This is a genomic window from Pantoea sp. Ap-870 (assembly GCF_011752515.1).
GTDB classification, from domain to species: domain Bacteria; phylum Pseudomonadota; class Gammaproteobacteria; order Enterobacterales; family Enterobacteriaceae; genus Pantoea; species Pantoea dispersa.
The window spans coordinates 1,054,791-1,077,479 of the sequence record NZ_VWXG01000001.1 but is presented as its reverse complement, the minus strand read 5'-3'; the positions used below and the strand labels follow the sequence as shown (position 1 = coordinate 1,077,479).

Below are 22,689 nucleotides of genomic sequence, written 5' to 3'. Positions count from 1 at the left end.
ATTGTGCGTCAGTGGCTCTCTTCGACCGCGCCGACCGCCGCAACCGTTTTAGCTTCATTCGGCAGCACCACGTTCAGCAGCATGGCGAGAATCCCGCCGGTGGTGACTGCGTGACCAAACAGGTTGCTGACCAGCGGCGGAAACTGTTTCAGCACGTCCGGAACCGCTTCCACCCCGAGGCCAATGCCAAACGACACCGCCACAATCAGCATCTCACGCCGCCCCAGCGGTGCCTGGGTCATCACGCGAATACCGGCGGCGACCACGCTGCCAAACATCACCAGCGTTGCCCCGCCCAGCACCGGCGGCGGAATCTGCTGTAGCAGGTTGCCGACCAGCGGGAAGATGCCCAGCAGCACCAGCATCAGGCCAATCACCATCCCCACGTAGCGACTGGCGACACCGGTCATCTGAATCACCCCGTTGTTCTGCGCAAAGGTGGTATTGGGAAACGCCGAGAACAGTGCCGCCAGCAGACAGCTGAGGCCATCGGCCAGAATCCCGCCCTGCAGCCGGCGCTGAAACCCGTCGCCTTCCAGCGGCTGGCGTGAAATCAGACAGTTGGCGGTCAGATCGCCCACCGCCTCAATCACGCAGATCACCGAGACCAGCGCAATCGGCACAAACAGCGTCCAGCTAAAATCAAAGCCAAAATGCAGTAGCGAAGGCAGCACCAGCCAGTGCGTCTCCGCCATCGGCTTCAGCGGCAGATGACCGCTCAGCGCCGCCGCGATGCAGCCCGCACCAATGCCGGCGACCACCGCCACCAGTCGCGCCCAGCGCGAGTGGGAACGGTTAAGCACGATAATCACCAGCAGGGTCAGCGCCCCCAGCGCCAGATTACCCGGCGCACCAAAATCGCGGGCGTTATGCCCGCCCGCCCAGTCGGTAATACTGACTTTTATCAGGCTGATACCAATCAGGGTGATCACCGTACCGGTTACCACCGGGGTCAGCACTTTTCGCAGCGGTGTGATGCAGCGGCTAATCAGCATCGGGATCAGCGCCGCCACCAGGTTGCAGCCAAAGATCATGGCGAGGATCGCCTGCGGTGAACCGCCCTGCGCTTTCACCGTCATCCCCGCAGAGAGAATGACGCCGAGAAAGGCGAAGCTGGTGCCCTGCAGACAGATCATGCCTGCGCCAATGCCGCAGAAACGGCGCGCCTGCAGAAAGGTACCGAGTCCGGAAACCAGCAGCGACATGCTAATGAGATACGGAATCCAGGCCTGTAACCCCAGCACGGAACCGATAATCAGCGGCGGCGTGATGATACCGACCACGCTGGCCAGCACGTGCTGCAGGGCGGCAAAGAACGCCGGTGCAGGACCGATGCGGGCATCCAGCCCGTACAACAAACCTTTATCTTCTTCTGGGTGCGACATAGCAGGGCTCCGGCAAACGATTTATCAGTTTGCCTGATGCATGAAACGCGCCAGGGCGACAACGGACAGGAAAAATTCAGGACAGATGATTGAATATAAACAGGTTTATTGCATAAAAAAAAGCAGCCGCTCCTGAAACTCCGGATTCAGCTGCGTGCGATATGCCGCATTTTGTTTCATCAGGCGGCGGGCTTTGCACTCTCGCTGTGCAGCGCATCACCCCCGAGTAACGTAATATCCAGATAACCACTCAAATCACGCTGTTCGGCGCGCGGCAGATAAGGCAATTCACCCAACAGCGGCGCGTTCAGCTTATCGCGCAGAACATCAATGATTTCAGCATAGTGCGCCAGACCGGGATTAATACGATTGGCGACCCAGCCCGCCAGCGTCAGACCATCGGCAGCAATCGCTTCGGCGGTCAGTAAAGCGTGGCTAATGCAACCCTCTTTAATGCCCACCACCAGCACCACCGGCAGTTGCGCCTGCTGCACCCACTGCGACAAGGGCCGTAAGTCGTTCATCAGGCTGCGCCAGCCGCCCGTGCCTTCCACCACCACACGTGCAGCGCGATCCTGTAAGCCAGCCAGCCCGCGATTGAGTAACGGATAATCGATGCGCTGCGCCGGGCTGGTGCTGATTTCATCCTCTTCCAGCGTCACAGGATTGACGTCGCTGTAGTTCAGCGTGAGGCCGGATGCCTGCTGCAGCAGTACGGCATCTTTATTACGGAGCCCTTCCGGCGTGTGCTGCGCGCTTTTGGCAACCGGCTTGTAGCCAGCGGCACACAGATTCGCTTTGGCAAAGCACTGTAACAGTGCGCGGGAAACCACGGTCTTACCCACCGCGGTGTCGGTACCGGTGACAAAAATCGTTTTCACCTTTCTCCTCCTTCATTAAAGCGATGTGTAACCTGCAAAGGAGGCAGTTTAAGGATTTGTCCCAGGCGAGAGCTTGCGTTAGCGCAAACTTAAGGCGGGCTGGCGTTAGCCCTGCAACAGTTTTATCAGTAAATGGCCGCTATAGAGCGCGTCTTTGATCAGCGCCGCGCCGCCCAGCGTGCCGGGATCGTTGAAGGCCGCAGGGGTTAGCTGGATAGCGTGACTGTACGCCGGCAGGGCCTGCTGGCGAATGGTGCTGCTGACCGCCGGGAACAGCACGTCCGCCGCCTGGTTAAGCGGTGAACCGATAAGAATTTGTTGAGGATTAAAGATGTTGACCATCATCGCCAGCATGCGCCCGATATGATGACCGACGCCGGCAATAACGTCCCGCGCCAGCCGGTCGCCCTGCTGCGCAGCGGCACACAGCGAGGCCAGCGTCAGCGGCTGCTGGTGCAGCTGGCTGTCCGGCTGCGACGATAAACGCTGTGCCGCCAGCTGCAGCAGGCTGCCGGTGCTGGCCACCGTTTCCAGACAGCCATGGTTGCCGCAGTAACACTGCTGGCCGTAAGGATCGATCTGCGTATGACCGATCTCCACCAGCGCGCGTCCGCTTTTGTGCAGCAGCTGGCCACCGCTGATCACCCCGGCGCCCACCGTTTCGTCAATGACAATCTGAATCACGTCCTGCGCACCCCGCGAGGCACCAAACAGCGCCTCTGCCAGCGTCCATGCGGAGATATCGTGCTGGACGAATACCGGCAGCCCGGTGCGCTGCGCCAGGGTTTCGCCCAGCGGCATATCCTGTACCTCATAGCCCGGCATACGGTGCACCACGCCGGAGGCGGCGTTGATCAGTCCCGGCAGGGTAATGGCGATAGCGGTGAGACGCTCAAGTTTTTGCTGATGGCGAATGAAAAAGGCGTTGACCAGCTCCTGCAGCGTCTGCAGTAGCGGCGTGTCGGCGCTGGCAGGCAGCGGCAGGCGATCTTCCTGTAGCGCGCGGCTGCTGAGATCGCGCAGCGTCAGGGTAATGAACCCCGGCTGGAGGCGAACAGCCAGATAGTGCCAGGCCAGGGTATCGAGGATCAGCCCTATCGCCGGCCGTCCGCGACTGCCTGGCTCCTGAAACTCGGTCTCCTGCACCAGATGCGCATCCAGCATTTCGCGCACAATTTTGGTGATGCTGGCCGGGGCCAGCTGGGCACGTTTCGACAGCTCAATCCGCGAAATCGGACCGTAATGGTCAATCAGACGATACACTGCACCGGCATTGGTCTGTTTTATTTGGTCAATATGGCCAGGCTGACTGTCCAGATTCACGCCCTGCTCCCGGATATTTTCGCGCTTCTAAATAAACAGCAGCTATGGTGATGCAGATTGGCGCGCAGCGTCAAATATTTGATTAGAAATGTGATTTATCGCACACAAAGAACGCGGTTTTCTGTACCCTCGGGTTCATTCCTCGGCATGGTGCAGCAGCAGCGCCATCATATTGCTCATCTGCGCACTCGGCTGGCGCAGCGCTGACCACACCAGCCACACCTCAGAAATGGCATCGCTTTCCTGTAGCGGAATCCAGGCGACTTCCGCCAGTCGCGCGCGGGCAAACGAGGCGGGTAAAATCGACACGCCAAGGCCGGTTGCCACCAGGCCGAGTATCGTCATGGCTTCACCCACTTCCTGGGTAATGTAAGGTTTGATTTGGTAGCGATGCAGCAGCGCCAGAATTTCACCGTACAGGGCCGTGCCGCCCTGCGCATCAAAGAAAACAAAAGGTTCGCTGGCTAACGCCCGGATGCTAATTGACGTGGCCTGTGCCAGCGGATGCGCGTGGTGCACCACCGCGCACAGCGGTTCACGCAGCAACAGGCGGTGCTGAAGATCCTCCGGCAGCGGCGTATTGCGCATGACGCCCAGATCGAGTCGCCCCTCGTGCAGCGGTGCCAATTGCTGCCGCGTGTTGTACTCCTGCATCTGAATATGCACGTCCGGCCAGCGCTGCCGATAGTGATACAGCGCATCCGACACCAGTCCGGTAAACGGCGCCGAGGAGGTAAAGCCAATACGCAACTCTCCCTGCTGACCGTGATGAATGCGCGCCGCGCGCCCGGCCGCCTGCTCTACCTGCAATAAAACCGCGCGCGCATCCTGTAAAAACGACTGGCCGGCCGGCGTGAGCTGTACGCTGCGATTAGTGCGGGTGAACAGCTGCGCATCCAGCGCCTGTTCCAGTTGAAGAATCTGCTGACTGAGCGGCGGCTGAGAAATGTGCAGCCGCTGCGCGGCGCGGCCAAAGTGCAGCTCTTCCGCAACGGCAATAAAGTAGCGCAGATGGCGCAGCTCAATCATCATATCTTAAACGTCTCATTTGAGATTATTAATATATTGTACAACCTATTTAGCCTTTCCTACAGTATTCAGACATTTGCTGAATTGAGGATGTACTGTGAGTCGCTCTTCCCAGGCTGTGACGCTTGATGAGGACAGCTTGTCCACGAAGCCTGTTACCGCCGATACCGCTACTGAATGGATTGAACGTGGATCGCCGCAGTTTATGCGCGTGACGCTGGCGCTGTTCTCTGCCGGTCTTGCCACTTTCGCCCTGCTCTATTGTGTACAACCGATTCTGCCGGTGCTGTCACAGCAGTTTGGCGTGACGCCTGCCGAAAGCAGTATTTCGCTGTCGCTCTCCACCGGGCTGATGGCGCTGGGCCTGCTGTTCACCGGCCCGCTGTCAGATGCGATTGGGCGTAAATCGGTGATGGTGACCGCGCTGATGCTGGCGGCGATTTGTACGCTAATCTCCGCCACCATGAGCAGCTGGCAGGGGATTCTGCTGATGCGCGCGCTGACCGGTCTGTCGCTCAGTGGCGTCGCGGCGGTGGGCATGACTTACCTGAGCGAAGAGATGCATCCGCGGGTCATCGCCTTCTCCATGGGTCTGTACATCAGCGGCAACTCGATTGGCGGCATGAGCGGTCGTTTACTCTCCGGTGTGCTGACCGACTTTTTCTCGTGGCGTATTGCCATTGGCGTCATTGGCTGCTGCGCGCTGGCTGGCGCGCTGATGTTCTGGAAAATTCTGCCCGCGTCGCGCCATTTTCGCCCTGCCTCGCTGCGGCCACGCAGTCTGCTGATCAACTTCCGCCTGCACTGGCGCGACAAAGGGTTGCCGCTGCTGTTTGCCGAAGGCTTTCTGCTGATGGGCGCGTTTGTCACGCTGTTTAACTACATTGGCTACCGTTTACTGAGCGCGCCGTGGTCACTGAGCCAGGCGGTGGTCGGGCTGCTGTCTGTGGTGTATCTCACCGGTTCGTGGAGTTCGCCGAAAGCTGGCGCGATGACCAGCCGCTTTGGTCGCGGTCCGGTGATGACGGGCGCCACGGCGATCATGCTGGCCGGTCTGCTGCTGACCGCCTTTAGTTCGCTGTGGCTGATTTTGCCGGGCATGATGCTGTTTACTGCCGGCTTCTTTGCCGCCCATTCGGTGGCCAGCGGCTGGATTGGACCGCGCGCGCGCCGGGCGAAAGGCCAGGCATCATCACTTTACCTGTTCAGCTACTACGTGGGCTCCAGCGTGGCCGGCACCATGGGCGGCGTGTTCTGGCACCGCTACGGCTGGCCGGGCGTAACCCTGTTTATCAGCGCCCTGCTGGTGCTGGCACTGCTGGTTGGCCTGCGTTTACAGGGCCGCAAACTGTAATACCCTTCATCGTTAGCGCGGGACCTCAGCGTCCCGCCTGCTCCGCTGGATTCGAATAATCAGGCATTCGCGCCGTACCACTTAAAACAAAATAGCAATTCATCGCTATAATTCGTTCTATTCCAATAATACATAGACTTATTTTTTACACAGCAATGAGGTAGTCAGATGGAGCTTTACTATTATGTCGATAAGCATGCCGGTTATAACGACAATCATGTGGTGCATGCGAAGGGCTGTCCGTTCCTGCCTTCCGACGGCGGTCGCCGTTTTCTGGGGACTTTTTACACGCCCGGGGCCGCAATCCAGCAGGCGCGTAAATTTTACGCCACTGCGTTGGGCTGCGAACACTGCTGCCCGGTGGGCGTAAAAAAAAATCCGACCCACAACTTTAGCGTGGCACTAAAGCATATGGCGTGACTCTGATAATCCTGGTCTGAACCACACCCGTCCGCACGATACCCGCCCTCAGCACGGCTAAGTGATTTTTCTATTACAGAAACAGCTGACTTAGCCTGTGCTGGTACGGCAGACTCGCGGGCCGGCAGCACGCAGCCGCAACAACTCCCCATAACCGCAGGCTATTTACCACGCTCAGCGCGATAAGAAATATTCAGTGATAAAACCCGGGTTAACGGTTTTCATCGGCTGACTAATGCTCCACAATAGCGGAAATTTGTGATCGAGGTCACTTTACCGGGTGCGTTCCTGCCCCCTCACTCGTCGTTTAGCCGATTTGAATTCAATGCAATCAACAACCGTTTCCCGTAAAACAGCCTGGCTGCGCGTGGTGCTGCTGGCTATCGCTGCTTTTGTCTTCAATACCACCGAATTTGTGCCGGTTGGCCTGCTGTCGGACATCGCCAGCAGCTTTGCAATGAAAACCGCTGATGTCGGTATCATGCTGACCATCTATGCCTGGGTCGTGGCGCTGTTATCGCTGCCGTTAATGCTGCTGACGCGCAACGTCGAGCGCCGCCTGCTGCTGGCCATCCTGTTTATTCTGTTTGTTGCCAGCCACCTGTTATCGGCCGTGGCGTGGGATTTCACGTCGCTGGTGCTGTCGCGCATTGGCATTGCGCTGGCGCACGCGGTGTTCTGGTCGATCACCGCCTCGCTGGCGATTCGCGTTGCGCCGGCCGGCAAGAAAACCCAGGCGTTGAGTATGCTGGCCACGGGCACGGCGCTGGCGATGGTGCTGGGCGTACCGATTGGTCGTATTGTGGGTCAGTATCTGGGCTGGCGTACCACCTTTGGTATGATCGGCCTGTCAGCGCTGGTACTGCTGATTATGCTGGTGCGGATACTGCCGCGCCTGCCGAGTGAGCACACCGGTTCACTCAGCAGCGTGCCGATGCTGTTTCGCCGCCCGGCGCTGGTGGCGATGTACATTCTGGTCACCGTCGTGGTGACCGCGCACTACACCGCTTACAGCTATATCGAGCCGTTTATGCAGGTAGTGGCCAGTGCCGATGAGAACTTCACCACCCTGTTACTTCTGCTGTTCGGCTCAGCCGGCATTCTGGGCAGCATTCTGTTCAGCACGCTGGGCAATAAATTCCCGTCCGCGCTGCTGATCGCCGCCATTGCGCTGATTACCTTGTGTATGGGTCTGCTGGTGTTTGCTGCGGTACGCCCGGCAGCGATTACCGTGCTGTGTATTATCTGGGGAATGGCAATGATGATGATCGGCCTGGCGATGCAGGTGCGCGTGCTATCGCTGGCACCGGACGCCACCGACGTCGCCATGTCGCTGTTTTCCGGTATTTATAACATCGGTATTGGCGCAGGCGCGCTACTCGGTAACCAGGTCAGTCTGCATCTGCAGATGGCAGACGTGGGCAACGTGGGCGCAATCATTGGCCTGGCGGGACTGTTCTGGTGCATCGCCATTTTCCGCCGTTATCCGCAGCTGCGCTCCAACGGCTAGTGCGTTTCACAGGCAGCGGCGCCCCTGGCGGCACCGCTGCTGACATGGCCGGCTAAGGCAGGAAAAACATCGGCTGAAGTGTTTTGCTCACCGGGCTGTTGTCGGGATTTGATGGCATCAGATCACGCATCGACGCCCACCAGCGCTGACACACCTCAGTTTGCGCCACGGCCTGCCAGCGCGCTTCGGATTCAACCTCGACGCTGGCAAACAGCAGGTTGCGTTCAGCATCCAGCCAGATCGCGTAGTTGTGCGCGCCATGCGCTTTCAGCGTCCGTTCCAGCTCCGGCCAGATTGGCGTGTGACGGCGCTGATACTCTGCATGGCAGTGCGCATAGACTTGCATGACGAACGCTTTACGCAACATCACTGCGCTCCGCCTGCAGCGCCGCCGGCCACGGCTTCACGTTAAAGCGCTCGCCCAGCGCAATCAGCTGTTCAGTGGTGATGCTCTGACGAATGCCGCCCATCGACAGCGCCATGACCACCACCTGCGATGACTTCTCAGCGGTATCAATCAGACCAAAGGTTTCGTCGAGCGTCGGTCCGGCGCCAAAGATTCCGTGGAAAGGCCACATCACCAGGCTATGGCTGGCCATCGCTTCTGCCGTCGCCTGACCAATGCCATCGGTACCCGGTACCATCCAGGGCAAAATGCCGACGCCATCGGGGAACACCACCAGGCACTCGGTGCTGCCCTCCCACAGCAGGCGGGTAAAGCGCGCCGCATCCAGATCCACCACATAGCTGAGCGCCATGAAGTGGGTGGCGTGACAGTGCATAATCACCCGGTCCGCGCCGTGGCTCAGTGCCTTGCGTACGCTGTGTGACTGAAAGTGCGCCGCCAGCTCGGACGTTGGCAGCCCTCCGTTGCTGAGCCCCCAGTGAATTTTGTACGACAGCCCTTTGTCATCCACCTGCAGCAGCACCAGACTGTCTGACGGATCGAGCTGCACGTTGCGAAAGAACTTCCCGGAGCCGGTCACCAGAAACCAGTCGTTGGCCAGCGCGGGCGCCGGCTTGCTCAGTTCAATACAGCGCGGTGCCGGATAAAAATCGCTGGCATACGCGCTGACCTCTTCCGGCAACAGACGCAGACTGACGTTGCCGCCGTTACGTTCATCCCAGCCTTTCAGCCACATGTCACTGGTGGCTTTAACCATGTCGCGCACAAACCACGCGGAGAGAATTGTTTGCATGAATCGATTCCTTAACGTTGACGCAGCACGTGTTGTTCGTAGTGACGGACTTCGCTTAGCCAGCTGGCATCGGCTGGCACATCGTGGCGCAGGCACCACGCTTCCCATACCGCCTGCCACGGCAGCGACTTCTGCTCTTCAAGCAGCGCCAGACGGGCGGTGAAATCCCCTTCACGCTCCCGCTGACGCAGCTGTTCGCCTGGCTCCAGCAGCGCCCGCAACAGGGCTTTTTGGGTATTGCGCGTGCCGATCACCCAGGCGGCAATGCGGTTGATCGAGGCATCGAAGAAGTCGAGACCGATGTGCACCTTGTCGAACAACTTTTGTCGGGCGATCTCACTGGCAATCGCCTGGGTTTCATCATCCAGCAGCACCACGTGATCGCTGTCCCAGCGGACCGGACGGCTGACGTGCAACAGCAGGCGCGGCACAAACAGCATGGCGCTGGAGATTTTGTCGGAGATCACTTCGGTAGGATGGAAGTGGCCGGCATCCAGCGTCAGCGCGGTCTGGCGGCTGGTGGCGTAACCGAGGCAGAACTCACTGGAACCCACGGTGTAACTCTCCGCGCCAATGCCAAACAGTTTGCTTTCTACCGCATCAATGTGGTGCTGCGGATTCAGCGGTTCGCGGATGATCTCATCCAGCGCGCTGGCGAGACGCTGGCGCGGCGCGAGGCGATCGACGGTGAGATCTTTCATCCCGTCCGGCACCCAGATATTCATGACTGACGGCGTGCCCAGCTGCTCGCCAAACCAGGCAGAAATACGGCGGCTGGCGGTGCAGTGGTCGATCCAGAACTGGCGAATGCCCGGATCGGCATGCGACAGCGTAAACCCGTCTGCGCTAAGCGCATGAGAAAAACAGGTTGGGTTAAAATCCAGCCCCAGCTGCCTGCTTTTCGCCCACTCCAGCCAGTTGCTGAAGTGCTGCGGTTCAATCGCATCACGTTCCACCGGGCGGTCGCTCTCGAGGTAGATGGCATGCAGGTTGAGGCGTTTGGCGCCGGGAATCAGCGACATCGCTTTGTCGAGATCGGCACGCAGTTCAACCGCGTTGCGCGCCCGCCCCGGATAGTTGCCGGTCGCCTGAATGCCGCCGGTGAGCGCCCCCTGCGGATTCTCAAACCCACGTACATCGTCGCCCTGCCAGCAGTGCATCGACACCGGAATGGTATCCAGTTGTGCCATCACCTGTTCCACATCTACCCCAATGGCGGCGTAGCGTTGTCTGGCCAGTTCAAAGGCCTGTTCAATCAGCTTTGTCATATGCAAGTTCCTTAGCAGGTAGGCTCAGCGCCGCAAAGCGAGCCTGATGGGCCGCAAAGACGCTGTGATTCAGCGGGATAAATTTTTCTAACGGGAAATTGTGGCGAATGCAGCGGCGTAAATCGGCCACGTCGCGCAACTCACCCAGCGCGATCAGCTGGCAGCCGATGTTGCCCAGCGTCGAGGCTTCCACCGGGCCGGCAAACACCGGCAGCTGGCAGGCATCGGCGCACAGCTGGTTAAGTAGCGGATTCTGGCAGCCGCCACCGACGATATGTAACTGACGCAGCGCAGCGCCGCGCAGGTGGCTAAGCTCCTGCAGCGTCTGCGAATAGAGCAGCGCCAGGCTGTCAAAGATGGTGCGCGCCAGCGCCGCCGGGCTGTGCGGCACGGGCATCGCCTGTTCGGCGCAGGCGTTCTGGATCTCCTGCACCATACTGGCGGGATTGATGAAGCGGTGATGATTAGGGTGAATCAGGGCGCGGCAGGCCGGTTCCCGCGCGGCGTCGGCAATCAGCGCAGTGAGATCGCTGATGTGCAGTTCGCTGCACACCCGCTGCAACAGCCACAGGCCCATGATGTTTTTCAGCACCCGATAGCCTTCCGCACCGCCTTCATTGGTCAGATTAGCCTGCAGCGCCGCCTCGCTGACGCAGGGCTGCAGGCTTTCGATGCCGATCAGCGACCAGGTGCCGGAGCTGAGATAGGCAGCATCGTCCTGCTCCAGCGGCGTGGCCAGCACCGCGCTGGCGGTATCATGGGTGGCGACGGCGATCACCGGAATGCGCTGGCCGCTGGCGTTGCGCCAGTAACCGACGGTATTGCCCGGCGCACGCGGCGTGCCGAACCAGCTGGCGTCGGCGCCCGCCCAGGCCAGCAGCTCGCGATCCCATTCGCCGCTGTGAATATTGAGCAGCTGGGTGGTGGTGGCGTTGGTGTATTCCCAGTTGAGTTCACCGGTCAGGCGATAGTGCAGATAATCCGGAATCATCAGCGCGTGCTTCACCTGCGCCTGCCAGTCGGGTTGCTGCAGATGCAGCGCGCGCAGCTGATACAGCGTGTTGAACGGCAGAAACTGAATGCCGGTGCGCTGATAGAGCGCCGGTTTCCCGAGTTCACGCATCGCCTGGGCCATCAGGCCGTCGGTGCGTTTATCACGGTAGCTGACCGCTTCGCCTACCCGCTCGCCGTGCGCGTCCAGCAACACCAGATCCACGCCCCAGGTATCAATACCAAGGCTGTCCGGCACAATGCCCTCCTCATCCAGCTGCTGCAGTCCGGCGCGGATCTCCTGCTCCAGCCGGTCCAAATCCCAGCAGTCATAATCGCCGCGCTGCACGCGCGGGTTGGCGAAACGCCGCACTTCGCGCAGGCTGAGCTGCTGACGGTCAGCCTGCCAGCTGGCCAGCATGACGCGGCCACTGGATGCGCCTAAATCGATGGCAACAATATTACGCAGACTCATGGCGAGTACTCCCTGTGAAGACATGGCGACAGAGTAGAAATCCTGCGCCGCAGACACCTTCCCGCGAGTGCCAGCGGGTCATCACCGCTGGCAGGTTTGCAAAGGTGTTCGTGAGTGAGCTCACAGAACCGCATAACGGCAGAGTTGTGAGCCTTGCCGCAATTCCATCAATCACTTAGGCGATCTTGAATAATTGGCGATTTTCCTGCGCTGCCCGGTGCAAAATTCAAGGTAAGGTGGCAGGCGGCTGCGTAGACTCGGTTACGGTTTTGTTAACTGAGGGCGCATGATGACGGTATTACACAGTGCTGATTTCTTTCCGGCCGGCGATTACACGATAGCCATTGAACCGCGTGTACCGCAGTCGGCGTTTCCGGAGCATCACCATGATTTTCATGAAATTGTGCTGGTGGAACAGGGCTCGGGCATCCACGTATTCAATGGTCAGCCGCAGGCGCTCAGCGCCGGCTGCGTCTGTTTTGTGCGCGATCACGATCGCCATCTGTACGAGCAAACCGACAATCTGTGCCTGACGAATGTGTTGTATCGCAGTCCGGCGGCGTTCCGCTTTCTGTCCGGCCTGCAGGCGCTGCTGCCGCGCGAACAGGACGGCCAGTATGTTTCACACTGGCGGATCAACCATAAAGTGATGGCGCAGGCGCTGCAGCTGGTGACGCAGATGAAGCAGCCGGCCAGCTGGTCGCTGGAACGTCAGGCGCAGCAGGAACAGCACTTTTTGCAGCTGCTGGTGCTGCTGCGCGAGGCGGCGCACAACGATCAGGCGCAGGACCAGGATGCCCGCCTGCACCGCTTGCTGGACTGGCTGAATGCGCACTACAGTGAGGAGATTGCGTGGGAAGCGCTGGCCGATCGCTTCTGTTTGTCGCTGCGTACCCTGCATCGCCAGATGAAGCAGCAGACCGGCAGCACGCCGCAGCGCTATCTCAATCGGCTGCGTTTATTGCAGGCGCGGCACCTGTTGCGCCACAGCGAGATGCGCATCACGGACATCGCCTATCAGTGTGGGTTTGGTGACAGTAATCACTTCTCCACCCTGTTCCGGCGGGAATTTGGCTGCGCGCCGCGCATGGCGCGCCAGCAGATGGGGTAACCGGAGGGCTGACATGCCGCTGTTACTGACGCGCGAGGATTACTTCCCGGCCAGCAATTTGCCCATAGCCGTGGCAGAACGCATGCCGCAGCCCTCTTTCCCACCGCACCGGCATGAATTCAGCGAGATTGTGATTGTCTGGCGCGGTAATGGCCTGCATATCCTCAACGATCGGCCGTGGCTGATCACCTGCGGCGATGTGTTTTACATCCGCGACAGTGATTGCCACAGCTTTGATAGCGTCAACGACCTGGCGCTAGACAATATTCTCTACTGCCGCGATCGCTTCAGCCTGGCGCTCGACTGGCAGCAGCTGCTGCCGCCACAGGATGAAGAGACACCCGCCAGCTGGCGTCTGACCACGCGCGGCATGGCGCTGGCGCGCGGCGTCATCAGCCAGCTGGAGCGCGAAAGTCGCAAAAGCGATTCGCTATCGATTCAGCTGTCGGAAGCGCTGTTTTTGCAGCTGGCACTGATATTGCGCCGTCACGGCTATGCCGCCGATCGCCCGTGGGTGCTGCCGGAGGGCGAACAGCTCGATCTGCTGATGTCGGCGCTGCTCGGCGATATCAGCCGCCCCTTCGATCTGCCCCATTTCTGCCAGCAAAATCAGCTCAGCGAACGGTCGCTGAAACAGCTGTTCCGTCAGCAAACCGGCATGACCATCGGCCACTATCTGCGTCAGCTGCAGCTGTGTCAGGCAAAATATCTGTTGCGCACGCAGGCATGTCTGATTAGCGAAGTGGCGGCGCGCTGCGGGTTTGATGACAGCAACTACTTTTCCGTGGTGTTTACGCGCGAAACCGGGTTAACACCCAGCGCGTGGCGTCAGCGTTTTTTGTCGCCGCGCGAACCGATGGCAGACAAAGAAAAAGCCTGACGCGCGCAGAGACGCGTCAGGCGGTGTGATGTTAAGCGCGGTCAGGCGGCCATACCGAGACCGACAATGTTTGCCGCGATAATGATCACCACGCAGCCAATCGATAACACGCTCACCGGTCGACGCCCCACCGATTTCCACTCCTTCAGCACCAGTCCTACCAGGCCGCCGCACAGCACGTACAGGCTCATGTGCAGCATCCAGCTTACGAAGTCGTACTGCGGAGGAATTTTTGCGTGGCCCCAGGCATAAAAGAAGAACTGCAGATACCACATGGTTCCCCCCAGCACGGCGAAGGCGATGTTGGCGATCAGCAGCGGTTTTGCCACGGAAAAGTCGCGGCGCAGCGAAAGCTCCGGCTTCACCGCCAGGCGGATAAAGCAGTACGCGAGGTTGAACAGCGCGCCACCGCCCATGATCACCACGTAACTCGGCAATGCCACATACAGCGGATTGATGCCCAGACTGGCAGCGGCTTCATGCATCGGCTTCGCCGCATCCATGGCAAATGACATGCCAGCCGAGAAGATGCCGCACAGCACCGCCAGCACCAGGCCTTTCTTCAGGTTGAAATCTTCGGCGTTAATCCCCAGCGCCCGTTCCTTTAGCAGCCCGGCGCGCGACACAATCGCCACACCCAGCAGCGCAACCAGTACGCCCAGCAGCGTCATCCGGCCGCCGGCGGAGCTGAACAGTTCAACGAATCGGCCCTGCAACAGCGGCGTCATCAGCGTCCCCACCACCAGCGTAATGCCAATGGCGATGCCAATCCCCATCGACATCCCCAGATAGCGCATGGTGAGGCCATAGTTGATGTTGCCGATGCCCCACATGGCACCGAACAGAAACACCGGCAGCAGCTGCGATAAACTGAAACTGCTGTAGTACGCCCAGAAGTTCGGTAACAGCGCAGCACTGACTGCCCAGGGCAGAATCAGCCACGACATCACGCCGCCGACCGACCACATGGTTTCCCATGACCATTTTTTAACCTGTTTAAACGGAGCATAAAAACAGGCGGCGCTGGCGGCACCCACCAGATGCCAGAAGATACCTGCAAGAATGGCACTGTTCATTGTTATTCCTTCGTAAGGTTGAGGCCAGACGGAAACACCTGCGGTTTCCGATTAGTGGCAGTCTATGGCGCACTGCGTGGACTCAGCCTTTAGATGGTTGCCGTAAAGCCAGGCTGACTGGCAAAATCGGGGGGGTATGCAACATAAGGATCACAAATTCGCATTTGCCGCTGTTATGCCGGATAAGTTCTCTAAGTTGCTTATTATTCGGCATATTTTTAATTTATGTTGTGTTGATCGGCACAATTTTTCCTCTGTTGCCAGCGCGCCGCTTAACATGGCACTCACACAAAGCTGCGCGAAGCACTTCCCCCGACGGGGTTAAATCCGTATAACGTGGGAAAAATCATCGGAACCAGGGATTGAGATGAAGAGCAAACGGTTAACGCTGGTGCTGTCGCAGGCGGTGAGCCGCGTGATGCTGGATGACATCCGCGCCATCGTGCCGCCCGAGGCGCTGAATGTGTTCATTAATGGCTTAGATACTACTCACTACGCCACGCTGGACTGCGTGCAGAGCGAAGAGAACTGCGCGCTGCTGGCGTCAGCCATTGTGGTGTGGCGTCAGCTCGGCCATGTGCATCAGATTCAGTATCAGAAAGGCGAACATCTGCGTCAGGTCGATGACGCGACACAATTTCAGCTATTCAGTATGATGAAAACCCACCGCGCGCTAATCCAGCTCGCCTAACGCTCAGGATGCATATGAAAATCGGTCTGCTGTTCCCCATCGCCATTATCGTTGCCGGTGTCAGTTTTCTGGTCTGGTTTATTGCCAGCGGCGCCATGATGCCCGGTTCCTGAAAAGGTCCACTGACGCAGAATGCTGCGTCGGTCGCGTGATTCTTGCCGCTATTGCCAGCGCCCTGCCGGTGCTGGCAGTGATAAAAAGGTCGCCAGTGTTCATCTGCTTCACTCTTCCTTCACATCAGTTTAACAAAACCGAGCGTGGAGCCCCTGCACATGACCCTTCATCATCAACACTACATTAATGGCGCGTTTGTCGAGGCGCATAACGATAGCTGGATTGAAGTGATTAACCCGGCGACGGAGACCCTGCTGTCACGCGTGCCCCAGGGCAGCAAACAGCAGGCGGCGGCAGCCATTGCCGCCGCAGAAGCCGCTCAGCCCGGCTGGGAAGCGTTACCGGCGGTGACGCGCGGCGGCTGGCTGCACCGCATCGCCACGGCAATTCGCCAGCGCGAGCCTGAGCTGAGCGCCACCCTCGTCGCGGAGGGCGGCAAAACCCAGGCGCTGGCGCAAACCGAAGTGCTGTTTACCGCTGACTACTTCGACTACATGGCGGAATGGGCGCGACGCTACGAAGGGGAAATCGTCAACAGCGATCGCCCAAACGAAAACATCTTTGTGTTTAAGAAAGCGATTGGCGTGACCACCGGCATTCTGCCGTGGAATTTTCCCTTCTTCCTGATTGCGCGCAAAGCGGCACCGGCGCTGATCACCGGCAACACTATCGTGCTGAAGCCGAGTGAGATCACCCCGAACAACGCCGCCCTGTTCGCCGCCATTATCGACGACCTCGGCCTGCCGCCCGGGGTAATTAACATCGTTTACGGCTATGGCCCGGAGGTGGGACAGGAACTGGCCGCCAATCCTAAAGTCGGGTTAGTGAGCCTGACCGGCAGTGTCAACGCCGGCATCGCCACCATGGCCGCCGCGGCACCGAATGTGACCAAAGTGTCGCTGGAGTTGGGCGGTAAAGCGCCGGCAATTGTCATGGACGACGCCGACCTCGATCTGGCCGTCAGGGCTATCGTCAGTTCGCGCATTATTAACAGCGGTCAGGTGTGTAACTGCGCCGAGCGCGTGTATGTGCAAGACGGCATTTACGATCGCTTTATCAGTGCCCTGACCGTGGCGATGCGGCAGGTGAAATTTGGCGATCCGGCGCAGCAGGCCGATGTGGATATGGGGCCGCTGATTAGCGCAGCCGCGTGCGACCGTGTCGGGCAAAAGGTTGCCAGCGCCGTTGCGCAGGGCGGCAAGGTGGTGCTGGGCGGCAAACGCGCCGGTGAACGTGGCTTTTATTTTGAACCGACCATCATCACCGGGGTACGTCAGGAGATGGCGATCATGCGTGAGGAAATTTTTGGCCCGGTGCTGCCGGTGATGCGCTTTAACACGCTGGATGAAGCCATCGCGCTGGCTAACGACTGCGACTATGGCCTGACCTCATCGCTGTATACCCGCGATCTGAACACCGCGATGATCGCGCTGCGCCGGCTGAAATTCGGGGAAACCTACATTAACCGCGAAAATTTTGAAGCGATGCAGGGGTTCCATGCCGGCTGGCGCAAATCCGGCATCGGCGGTGCCGATGGCCGCCACGGGCTGGAGGAGTATCTGCAAACGCACGTCTCCTATCTGCAGTTTGCCTGATGCGTAAACACCGGTGCGCAGTGCGCGCACCGGTTGCCACTTAGCGTATCCGTTTCTGACTGCGCAGCAGCGCTACCCCGCTTAAGAGCGACATCGCCATCAGGTAGTAGCCCGGCGCCAGACTGGTGCCGGTAGCGCTGATCAGCAGCGTGCAAATCAGCGGCGCAAAACCGCCAAACACCGTGACCGCAATGTTATAGCTGATGGCCATGCCGCTGGCGCGCGTACCAATCGGGAACAGATCCGCCATCACCGAGGGTACGGTAGAAAAATAGATCGATTTCAGCAGCGCCATCCAGCATACCAGCACAATCAGCGTGGCCGGCGTGGTGTGATTGACCACCAGCCGAAAGGCCGGATAGATGGTGACCATCAGCAGTATGAGCGATCCCCACATTAGCGGCAGGCGGCCAATGCGCTCCGCCCACCATCCCATCAGCGGCGTCACCACCGTCAGAATCACTCCGGCCAGCAACGTGGCGGTAAAGGCCACCGAGCCCGGCAGATGCAGGTTTTTAGTTGCGTAGGTCGGCACGTAGTTGAGCATGTAGTTGACCGCCGTTGAGATCACCATCAGGCCAATCGCCAGCAGCATCAGCGCTTTTTGCCGGCCAAACAGCCGTTTCAGCGGGGCCGCTTCCGGTGTCTGCGCAGCAAAGCTGGCGGGCTCGTGCACGTGACGGCGGATATACAGCCCGAGCGGGCCAATCAGCAGGCCGAAGGCAAACGGAATACGCCAGCCCCACGCCTGAATCTGGCCTTCGCTCAGGATCTGCGTCAGACCGAGACCAAACGCCGAGGCCATCAGCGTGCTGGCGCCCTGGGTGGCGAATTGCCAGCTGGCGATAAAGGCTTTGCGCTCGGGAAAATGCTCGACCAGAAACGCCGTAGAGCTGCCAAATTCGCCACCGGCAGAGAAGCCCTGCACCAGGCGCGCCAGCAGGATCAGCAGCGGTGCGAGCAGGCCGATGCTGTCGTAGCCCGGCATAAACGTGATGATGGCTCCGCCAAGCATCATCAGGTTGATGGAGAGCAGCAGCGCTTTTTTACGCCCGTGGCGATCGGCATAGTTGCCCAGCACCACCGCACCCAGCGGGCGAATCAGGAACGAGACGCCGAAGCTGCCAAAGGTCAGCAGCAGCGAGACCGACGCATCGCTGGTGGGAAAGAAGGCGTGGGCGATATAGCTGGCGAAAAAGCCATACACCGCAATGTCGAACCACTCCAGCGCATTACCAATGCAGGTTGCAAACAGCGTTTTGTGCAGGTTTGGCTTCACGCCGCTCAGCGGCGCGCTATGGCTGAGGCTGCTCATGCGCCACCTCCGGCATAGGCGCGGTGTTGCGCCAGCCATTGCGTGCCCTGCTCGCCCAGCTCCCACAGCAGCTGCGTCATGATCTGCAGCCCTTCGCGGGCAATCGATTTCAGCATGTGCTCATTCACGCCATGCTGACCGCAGGCGGGATACGAATGTGGCACCCACAGCGTTGGCAGGCCCAGAATCTCCGCGAACACCTCATTTGGCAGCGATCCACCAAGGTTGGGCAGCAGCGCCGGTTTTTTGCCGCTGGTTGCCGCCATGCTGTTCAGCACCCAGTGCACCAGCGGATCGTCAGGATCCAGACGCGTGGCGGGTGAACCACGCAAAAATTCAACCTCAACATCATGGAAGCCGTGCTGCGCCAGATGCGCGCTGACGTGCTGCGCCAGCAGCTGCCAGTCGGTACCGACCACAAAACGCAGCTGGCACACCGCTGTCGCGCTGCCGGGAATGGCATTCATCGGGCGCGCCGGGTTACCGGTGAGAAACGACAGCACTTCCAGCGTGTTCCAGCCGTACAGGCGTTCGGCAGGCGTCAGGCCTGGCTCGCCCCAGTTGGTGTCAATCGCGGGATCGCCTGGCATGCCACCCACCTCGATATCGCTGAGAATGGCGCGCACCTGCGGGGTCAGCGAATCGGGCCGCAGCGCCTCAACCTGCAGCACGCCCTGTGCGTCCACCAGCGTGGCGATGGCGCTGGCCAGCCGGGTGCCGGGATTGCTCAGCAGTCCGCCCCAGTTGCCGGAGTGATAAGCATTGTCACGCGCGTTGATGGTCAGACGGAAATTTACCGCACCGCGCGAACCGAGGAACAGCGTCGGCCGCACGGCGTTGAGCCGCGGACCGTCTGAGGCAATGAACAGGTCAGCCTGCAACAGTTCCGCCTGCTGCTGACACAGCTGCGCCAGCCCCGGCGAGCTGATCTCTTCGCCCATCTCAAACAGCCATTTGCAGTTAAAGCCGAGACGGCCGCCGCGCGCCTGGTAAACCTGCTCCAGCGCCGCAAGATTGACGCAGTGTTGACCTTTGTTGTCGGCGCTGCCACGCCCGTACCAGCGATCACCCTCTTCGGTCAGCTGCCACGGCGACAGCCCGCTGCGCCAGTTTTCGTCATCGCCGAATACCACATCACCGTGCCCGTAGCTCAGCAAGGTCGGTAAGGCGGGATCTTCCATGCGCACCGCCACGAGGAATGGCCGGCCGGCGGCGTGTGGGTTATCGATGAGCTGTAGCGTGAAGCCCAGCGCCTGCAGTTGCGGCGCAATCTCCTGCTGCAAATAGTCCTGTAGCGCCGCATCGCGATCGTCGCGCTGGCTCTCGGTGCGCCACGCCACGCGGCGCGCCAGGATACGTTGAAATTCCCCGCTGTCGAAATATGCGGTGGCCTGCTGAACCGCCTGTTGTGCTGTCATGTTTGCCCTGCCTGTTATAGGTCTGCTGTTTTTTCATCTTTGCGGAAAGGCAGCTTTGCCACAATTATCAATTTATCGAGTAAGATTTGCCTTTAAAGCAAAGCTGCGTTGCCCGATTTCGAGGCAGGCACAGACGGAGGCCATGGCATGTTAAGCACGGAAATGCGTTATTTTCTCGCGGTAGCCGATTGCGGTTCGCTCAGCGCGGCCAGCGCCCAGCTGTTTGTGGCGGTCTCTGCCATTAGCCGCCAGATTCAGCGGCTGGAGCAGCAGCTGGGCGTGACGCTGTTTGCCCGTCATGCGCGCGGCATGGTGCTGACCGAGGCCGGCGAGATTTTTGCCCATCACGTGCGCAAAAATCTGCTGGATATGGAGTATGCGCTGGCGGAGATCAAAGGCCTGAAGGCGGTGCGGCGCACGCTGATTCGTGTCGCCTGTACCGACGGGCTGGCGTTTACCCTGCTGCCCCGGCTGATTGCCGCCTTTCGCCGCGATCATCCCGGCGTGCTGTTTGACGTCCGGGTGGCTAGCGCGCAGGGCGTGGCTGAACTGCTGCGCAGCGGCGAGTGCGACGTGGCATTGCAGTTTAGCCTGCACGCGGAACGTGCGGTTGAGGTGGTGGGCTCATGGCCGGCGCCGGTGTTGCTGGTGATGCATGACAGCCATCCGCTGGCGGGCGTGCCGCAGGTGGCGCTGGCCGATCTTAGCCACTATCCGCTGGCGCTACCGCAGCAAAACACCACGGTACGCCAGCTGTTTGAGCTGGCCAGCCACATGAGTGGCCACCTGATTGAACCGGTGCTGACCTGCGACAACTTCTCCACCCTGTTTCATTTTCTACTGCGCACGCCGCTGGCGGTGACCATTTGCAGCAGTTTTACCCTGGCGGAAGAGGCCCAGCAGCAGGGTCTGGTGATGCGCGCGGTCAATATCGATCAGCTGAGCCAGCGTACGCTGCAGCTGCAGACGCAGTCAGGGCGACCCCGTAGCGCCGCCCTGACTCTGTTTCTGACCTTTCTGCAACAGCAGCTCAGCGCGCTGTCCGCTGCGATTAAGGCGTGATATCCACCGGATAGAAGATGTGCTTGCCGAACGGATCCACCTGGTAGCCGCTGACCGATTTACGCACCGGCTCGAAAATCGTTGAGTGCGCAATCATTACCGCCGGCATCTGGTCATGCATCATCTCCTGCGCCTCACGGTATAACGCCACGCGCTTGTCGTGATTTTGCTCGGCGCGCGCCTCGGTGATGATTTTCTCAAACGGCGCATAGCACCATTTGGACGAGTTGGAGCCGCCGTTCGCCGAGGTGCAGCTGTACAATGGCCCGAAGAAGTTATCCGGATCGCCGGTGGCGGTGGTCCAGCCCATCAGCGCCGCCTGATGCTCGCCGCCCTTAACGCGCTTGAGGTATTCGCCCCACTCATAGCTGACGATGTTGGCTTTGATGCCCACTTTTGCCCAGTCGGCCTGAATCATCTCAGCCATGCGGCGGGCGTTGGGATTATACGGCCGCTGGACCGGCATCGCCCACAGCGAAATTTCGGTGCCCGGCTGAATGCCGGCCTGCTGCAGCAGCGCTTTGGCCTGTTGCGGATCGTAGGCGTAATCCTGCAGATCTTTATCAGCACTCCACACATCCGGCGGCAGAATATTCTTCGCCACCGTGCCGGTACCTTTGAAGATGGCATCAATGATCGCCTGCTTATTGATGGCCATCGCCAGCGCCTGGCGCACTTTCACGTTGTCCAGCGGGGCTTTGGTGGTGTTGAACGACAGGAAACCGGTGTTGAGGCCAGATTTCTGTTCCAGCGTGATGTTCGGGTTGTGGCGCATGTTGTCGAGATCGGCCGGATTAGGGAACGGCATCACCTGGCACTCGTTTTTCTCCAGTTTGGCATAGCGCACCGAGGCGTCCGGGGTGATGGAAAACACCAGACGATCGATCTTTGCTTTGCCCTGCCAGTACTGCGGGAAGGCTTTGTAGAGAATGCGGGAATCTTTTTGATACTGCACCAGCTCAAACGGTCCGGTGCCAATCGGCTGCATGTCCACTTTTTCCGGCGTACCGGCTTTCAGCATCTGGTCGGCATATTCCGCCGAGTGAATCGAGGCGAAATACCACGCCAGATCGGCGAGAAACGGCGCTTCGGCATGGGCCAGCGTAATCCGCACTGTCAGATCATCCACCTTATCGATACGGGTGATCAGTTTTGCCAGCTCGAGGCTTTCAAAGTTGGCATAGTTACCGCCCGAAACGGTGTGATACGGGTTTTTCGTATCCAGCTGGCGCATAAACGAGAAGATCACGTCGTCGGCGTTGAGATCGCGTGACGGCGTAAACAGTTTATTGCTCTGGAACTTAACCCCTTTGCGCAGATGGAAGGTATACACCTTGCCGTCCGGGCTGATCTCCCAGCGCTCCGCCAGGCTGGGCACCAGCTCGGTGGTGCCCGGTTTGAAATCCACCAGGCGGTTAAAAATCGGCACGGCGCTGGCGTCCACGCTGGTACCGGAGGTGTAGAGCTGCGGATTGAAGTTTTCCGGCGAGCCTTCAGAACAGTAAACCAGCGTCTTCGCCGAGACGCCGCCTGCAACCGCTAACCCCAGTGCGCTAAGCGCCAGTTTTCCTATCATCTTTTTCATCGTCTTCT

General features: G+C 59.6%; 21 protein-coding genes. 9 read left to right on the top strand and 12 right to left on the bottom strand.

The genetic code is table 11. The features are described 5' to 3' along the window. Window positions 1-8: 8 nt before the first annotated feature. The 4 genes from F3J41_RS05245 to F3J41_RS05230 form a co-directional block, all read right to left on the bottom strand. On the bottom strand, window positions 9-1,385 hold the full coding sequence (locus F3J41_RS05245) for a nucleobase:cation symporter-2 family protein (RefSeq protein WP_152391015.1): 1,377 nt from the start codon (window positions 1,383-1,385) through the stop codon (window positions 9-11). A 179-nt stretch (window positions 1,386-1,564) separates the two neighbouring features. Continuing rightward, the gene (bioD, locus tag F3J41_RS05240) at window positions 1,565-2,266 is read right to left on the bottom strand and encodes a dethiobiotin synthase (RefSeq protein ID WP_021506076.1); all 702 of its coding nucleotides are present in this window, start codon (window positions 2,264-2,266) and stop codon (window positions 1,565-1,567) included. A 105-nt stretch (window positions 2,267-2,371) separates the two neighbouring features. Beyond that, entirely contained in the window at window positions 2,372-3,589 is a 1,218-nt protein-coding gene (locus tag F3J41_RS05235; RefSeq protein ID WP_058758528.1) for an ROK family transcriptional regulator, read from the bottom strand. Window positions 3,590-3,724: 135 nt separating this feature from the next. Beyond that, window positions 3,725-4,621: a LysR family transcriptional regulator gene (locus F3J41_RS05230; protein ID WP_125308741.1), complete on the bottom strand. Its 897-nt coding sequence runs from the start codon at window positions 4,619-4,621 to the stop codon at window positions 3,725-3,727. Window positions 4,622-4,715: 94 nt separating this feature from the next. Here F3J41_RS05230 and F3J41_RS05225 point away from each other — a divergent pair, with 94 nt between their 5' ends. The 3 genes from F3J41_RS05225 (at window position 4,716) to F3J41_RS05215 (ending at window position 7,902) form a co-directional block, all read left to right on the top strand. After that, the gene (locus tag F3J41_RS05225) at window positions 4,716-5,972 is read left to right on the top strand and encodes an MFS transporter (RefSeq protein ID WP_141495451.1); all 1,257 of its coding nucleotides are present in this window, start codon (window positions 4,716-4,718) and stop codon (window positions 5,970-5,972) included. A 168-nt stretch (window positions 5,973-6,140) separates the two neighbouring features. Further along, a complete protein-coding gene (locus tag F3J41_RS05220; protein ID WP_021506080.1) occupies window positions 6,141-6,392 on the top strand; it encodes a hypothetical protein in 252 nt (83 codons plus the stop codon). A 325-nt stretch (window positions 6,393-6,717) separates the two neighbouring features. Next, a complete protein-coding gene (locus F3J41_RS05215) occupies window positions 6,718-7,902 on the top strand; it encodes a sugar transporter (protein WP_031279126.1) in 1,185 nt (394 codons plus the stop codon). Between the two features lie 52 nt (window positions 7,903-7,954). Here F3J41_RS05215 and rhaM read toward each other — a convergent pair whose 3' ends face one another. From rhaM to rhaB, 4 genes are read right to left on the bottom strand one after another with little or no spacing between them, the layout of a single operon-like run. Next, window positions 7,955-8,269 carry an L-rhamnose mutarotase gene (rhaM, locus tag F3J41_RS05210; protein WP_141495452.1) on the bottom strand — a complete coding sequence of 105 codons (315 nt, stop codon included), beginning with the start codon at window positions 8,267-8,269 and terminating at the stop codon, window positions 7,955-7,957. Then, window positions 8,259-9,101 (bottom strand): rhamnulose-1-phosphate aldolase, encoded by an 843-nt coding sequence (gene rhaD / locus F3J41_RS05205; protein ID WP_104092925.1) that lies wholly within the window; start codon window positions 9,099-9,101, stop codon window positions 8,259-8,261. The genes rhaM and rhaD overlap by 11 nt, the downstream gene beginning before the upstream one ends. A gap of 11 nt (window positions 9,102-9,112) precedes the next feature. After that, window positions 9,113-10,369 carry an L-rhamnose isomerase gene (locus tag F3J41_RS05200; protein WP_166710125.1) on the bottom strand — a complete coding sequence of 419 codons (1,257 nt, stop codon included), beginning with the start codon at window positions 10,367-10,369 and terminating at the stop codon, window positions 9,113-9,115. Then, window positions 10,353-11,834, bottom strand: coding sequence for a rhamnulokinase (gene rhaB / locus F3J41_RS05195; protein WP_166710123.1), 1,482 nt, complete (start codon window positions 11,832-11,834; stop codon window positions 10,353-10,355). The genes F3J41_RS05200 and rhaB overlap by 17 nt, the downstream gene beginning before the upstream one ends. Window positions 11,835-12,123: 289 nt before the next feature. Here rhaB and rhaS point away from each other — a divergent pair, with 289 nt between their 5' ends. Together rhaS and rhaR are read left to right on the top strand one after the other, a co-directional pair. Beyond that, complete coding sequence (gene rhaS, locus F3J41_RS05190; RefSeq protein ID WP_058769862.1) at window positions 12,124-12,945, top strand: HTH-type transcriptional activator RhaS; 822 nt, start codon at window positions 12,124-12,126, stop codon at window positions 12,943-12,945. Between the two features lie 13 nt (window positions 12,946-12,958). Next, entirely contained in the window at window positions 12,959-13,825 is an 867-nt protein-coding gene (gene rhaR / locus F3J41_RS05185) for an HTH-type transcriptional activator RhaR (RefSeq protein ID WP_058758520.1), read from the top strand. Between the two features lie 41 nt (window positions 13,826-13,866). Here rhaR and rhaT read toward each other — a convergent pair whose 3' ends face one another. Next, window positions 13,867-14,901: an L-rhamnose/proton symporter RhaT gene (rhaT, locus tag F3J41_RS05180; protein WP_166710122.1), complete on the bottom strand. Its 1,035-nt coding sequence runs from the start codon at window positions 14,899-14,901 to the stop codon at window positions 13,867-13,869. A gap of 367 nt (window positions 14,902-15,268) precedes the next feature. On the opposite strand from rhaT, the gene F3J41_RS05175 reads away from it, so the two are divergent. The 3 genes from F3J41_RS05175 to aldA all read left to right on the top strand — a co-directional run bounded on the left by F3J41_RS05175 (window position 15,269) and on the right by aldA (window position 17,301). Further along, the gene (locus F3J41_RS05175; protein ID WP_058780589.1) at window positions 15,269-15,592 is read left to right on the top strand and encodes a hypothetical protein; all 324 of its coding nucleotides are present in this window, start codon (window positions 15,269-15,271) and stop codon (window positions 15,590-15,592) included. 14 nt (window positions 15,593-15,606) lie between these two features. Further along, window positions 15,607-15,705, top strand: a complete 99-nt coding sequence (locus F3J41_RS05170; protein WP_021313714.1) for a YoaK family small membrane protein — start codon at window positions 15,607-15,609, stop codon at window positions 15,703-15,705. Between the two features lie 159 nt (window positions 15,706-15,864). After that, window positions 15,865-17,301 (top strand): aldehyde dehydrogenase, encoded by a 1,437-nt coding sequence (gene aldA, locus F3J41_RS05165; protein WP_166710120.1) that lies wholly within the window; start codon window positions 15,865-15,867, stop codon window positions 17,299-17,301. Between the two features lie 40 nt (window positions 17,302-17,341). Here the strand turns inward: aldA and F3J41_RS05160 are convergent, their stop codons facing one another. Together F3J41_RS05160 and F3J41_RS05155 are read right to left on the bottom strand one after the other, a co-directional pair. Then, a complete protein-coding gene (locus tag F3J41_RS05160) occupies window positions 17,342-18,616 on the bottom strand; it encodes an MFS transporter (protein ID WP_166710118.1) in 1,275 nt (424 codons plus the stop codon). Beyond that, window positions 18,613-20,034 (bottom strand): M20 family metallopeptidase, encoded by a 1,422-nt coding sequence (locus F3J41_RS05155; protein ID WP_021506092.1) that lies wholly within the window; start codon window positions 20,032-20,034, stop codon window positions 18,613-18,615. The genes F3J41_RS05160 and F3J41_RS05155 overlap by 4 nt, the downstream gene beginning before the upstream one ends. A gap of 147 nt (window positions 20,035-20,181) precedes the next feature. Between F3J41_RS05155 and F3J41_RS05150 the strand changes: the two genes are divergently transcribed. Beyond that, window positions 20,182-21,096 carry a LysR family transcriptional regulator gene (locus tag F3J41_RS05150; protein ID WP_021506093.1) on the top strand — a complete coding sequence of 305 codons (915 nt, stop codon included), beginning with the start codon at window positions 20,182-20,184 and terminating at the stop codon, window positions 21,094-21,096. Here the strand turns inward: F3J41_RS05150 and F3J41_RS05145 are convergent. Continuing rightward, window positions 21,086-22,681: an ABC transporter substrate-binding protein gene (locus F3J41_RS05145; RefSeq protein ID WP_021506094.1), complete on the bottom strand. Its 1,596-nt coding sequence runs from the start codon at window positions 22,679-22,681 to the stop codon at window positions 21,086-21,088. The two genes, F3J41_RS05150 and F3J41_RS05145, sit on opposite strands and share 11 nt — an antisense overlap. Between the last annotated feature and the right edge of the window lie 8 nt (window positions 22,682-22,689).

Coding starts and splice junctions, on each gene's coding strand:
- F3J41_RS05155 (WP_021506092.1), bottom strand. CDS start 20,034: ATGACAGCACAACAGGCGGTTCAGCAGGCCACCGCATATTTCGACAGC.
- F3J41_RS05200 (WP_166710125.1), bottom strand. CDS start 10,369: ATGACAAAGCTGATTGAACAGGCCTTTGAACTGGCCAGACAACGCTAC.
- F3J41_RS05150 (WP_021506093.1), top strand. CDS start 20,182: ATGTTAAGCACGGAAATGCGTTATTTTCTCGCGGTAGCCGATTGCGGT.
- F3J41_RS05220 (WP_021506080.1), top strand. CDS start 6,141: ATGGAGCTTTACTATTATGTCGATAAGCATGCCGGTTATAACGACAAT.
- rhaD (WP_104092925.1), bottom strand. CDS start 9,101: ATGCAAACAATTCTCTCCGCGTGGTTTGTGCGCGACATGGTTAAAGCC.
- F3J41_RS05175 (WP_058780589.1), top strand. CDS start 15,269: ATGAAGAGCAAACGGTTAACGCTGGTGCTGTCGCAGGCGGTGAGCCGC.
- rhaR (WP_058758520.1), top strand. CDS start 12,959: ATGCCGCTGTTACTGACGCGCGAGGATTACTTCCCGGCCAGCAATTTG.
- rhaB (WP_166710123.1), bottom strand. CDS start 11,834: ATGAGTCTGCGTAATATTGTTGCCATCGATTTAGGCGCATCCAGTGGC.
- F3J41_RS05215 (WP_031279126.1), top strand. CDS start 6,718: ATGCAATCAACAACCGTTTCCCGTAAAACAGCCTGGCTGCGCGTGGTG.
- rhaM (WP_141495452.1), bottom strand. CDS start 8,269: ATGTTGCGTAAAGCGTTCGTCATGCAAGTCTATGCGCACTGCCATGCA.
- F3J41_RS05245 (WP_152391015.1), bottom strand. CDS start 1,385: ATGTCGCACCCAGAAGAAGATAAAGGTTTGTTGTACGGGCTGGATGCC.
- rhaT (WP_166710122.1), bottom strand. CDS start 14,901: ATGAACAGTGCCATTCTTGCAGGTATCTTCTGGCATCTGGTGGGTGCC.
- F3J41_RS05160 (WP_166710118.1), bottom strand. CDS start 18,616: ATGAGCAGCCTCAGCCATAGCGCGCCGCTGAGCGGCGTGAAGCCAAAC.
- rhaS (WP_058769862.1), top strand. CDS start 12,124: ATGACGGTATTACACAGTGCTGATTTCTTTCCGGCCGGCGATTACACG.
- F3J41_RS05170 (WP_021313714.1), top strand. CDS start 15,607: ATGAAAATCGGTCTGCTGTTCCCCATCGCCATTATCGTTGCCGGTGTC.
- F3J41_RS05230 (WP_125308741.1), bottom strand. CDS start 4,621: ATGATGATTGAGCTGCGCCATCTGCGCTACTTTATTGCCGTTGCGGAA.
- F3J41_RS05145 (WP_021506094.1), bottom strand. CDS start 22,681: ATGAAAAAGATGATAGGAAAACTGGCGCTTAGCGCACTGGGGTTAGCG.
- aldA (WP_166710120.1), top strand. CDS start 15,865: ATGACCCTTCATCATCAACACTACATTAATGGCGCGTTTGTCGAGGCG.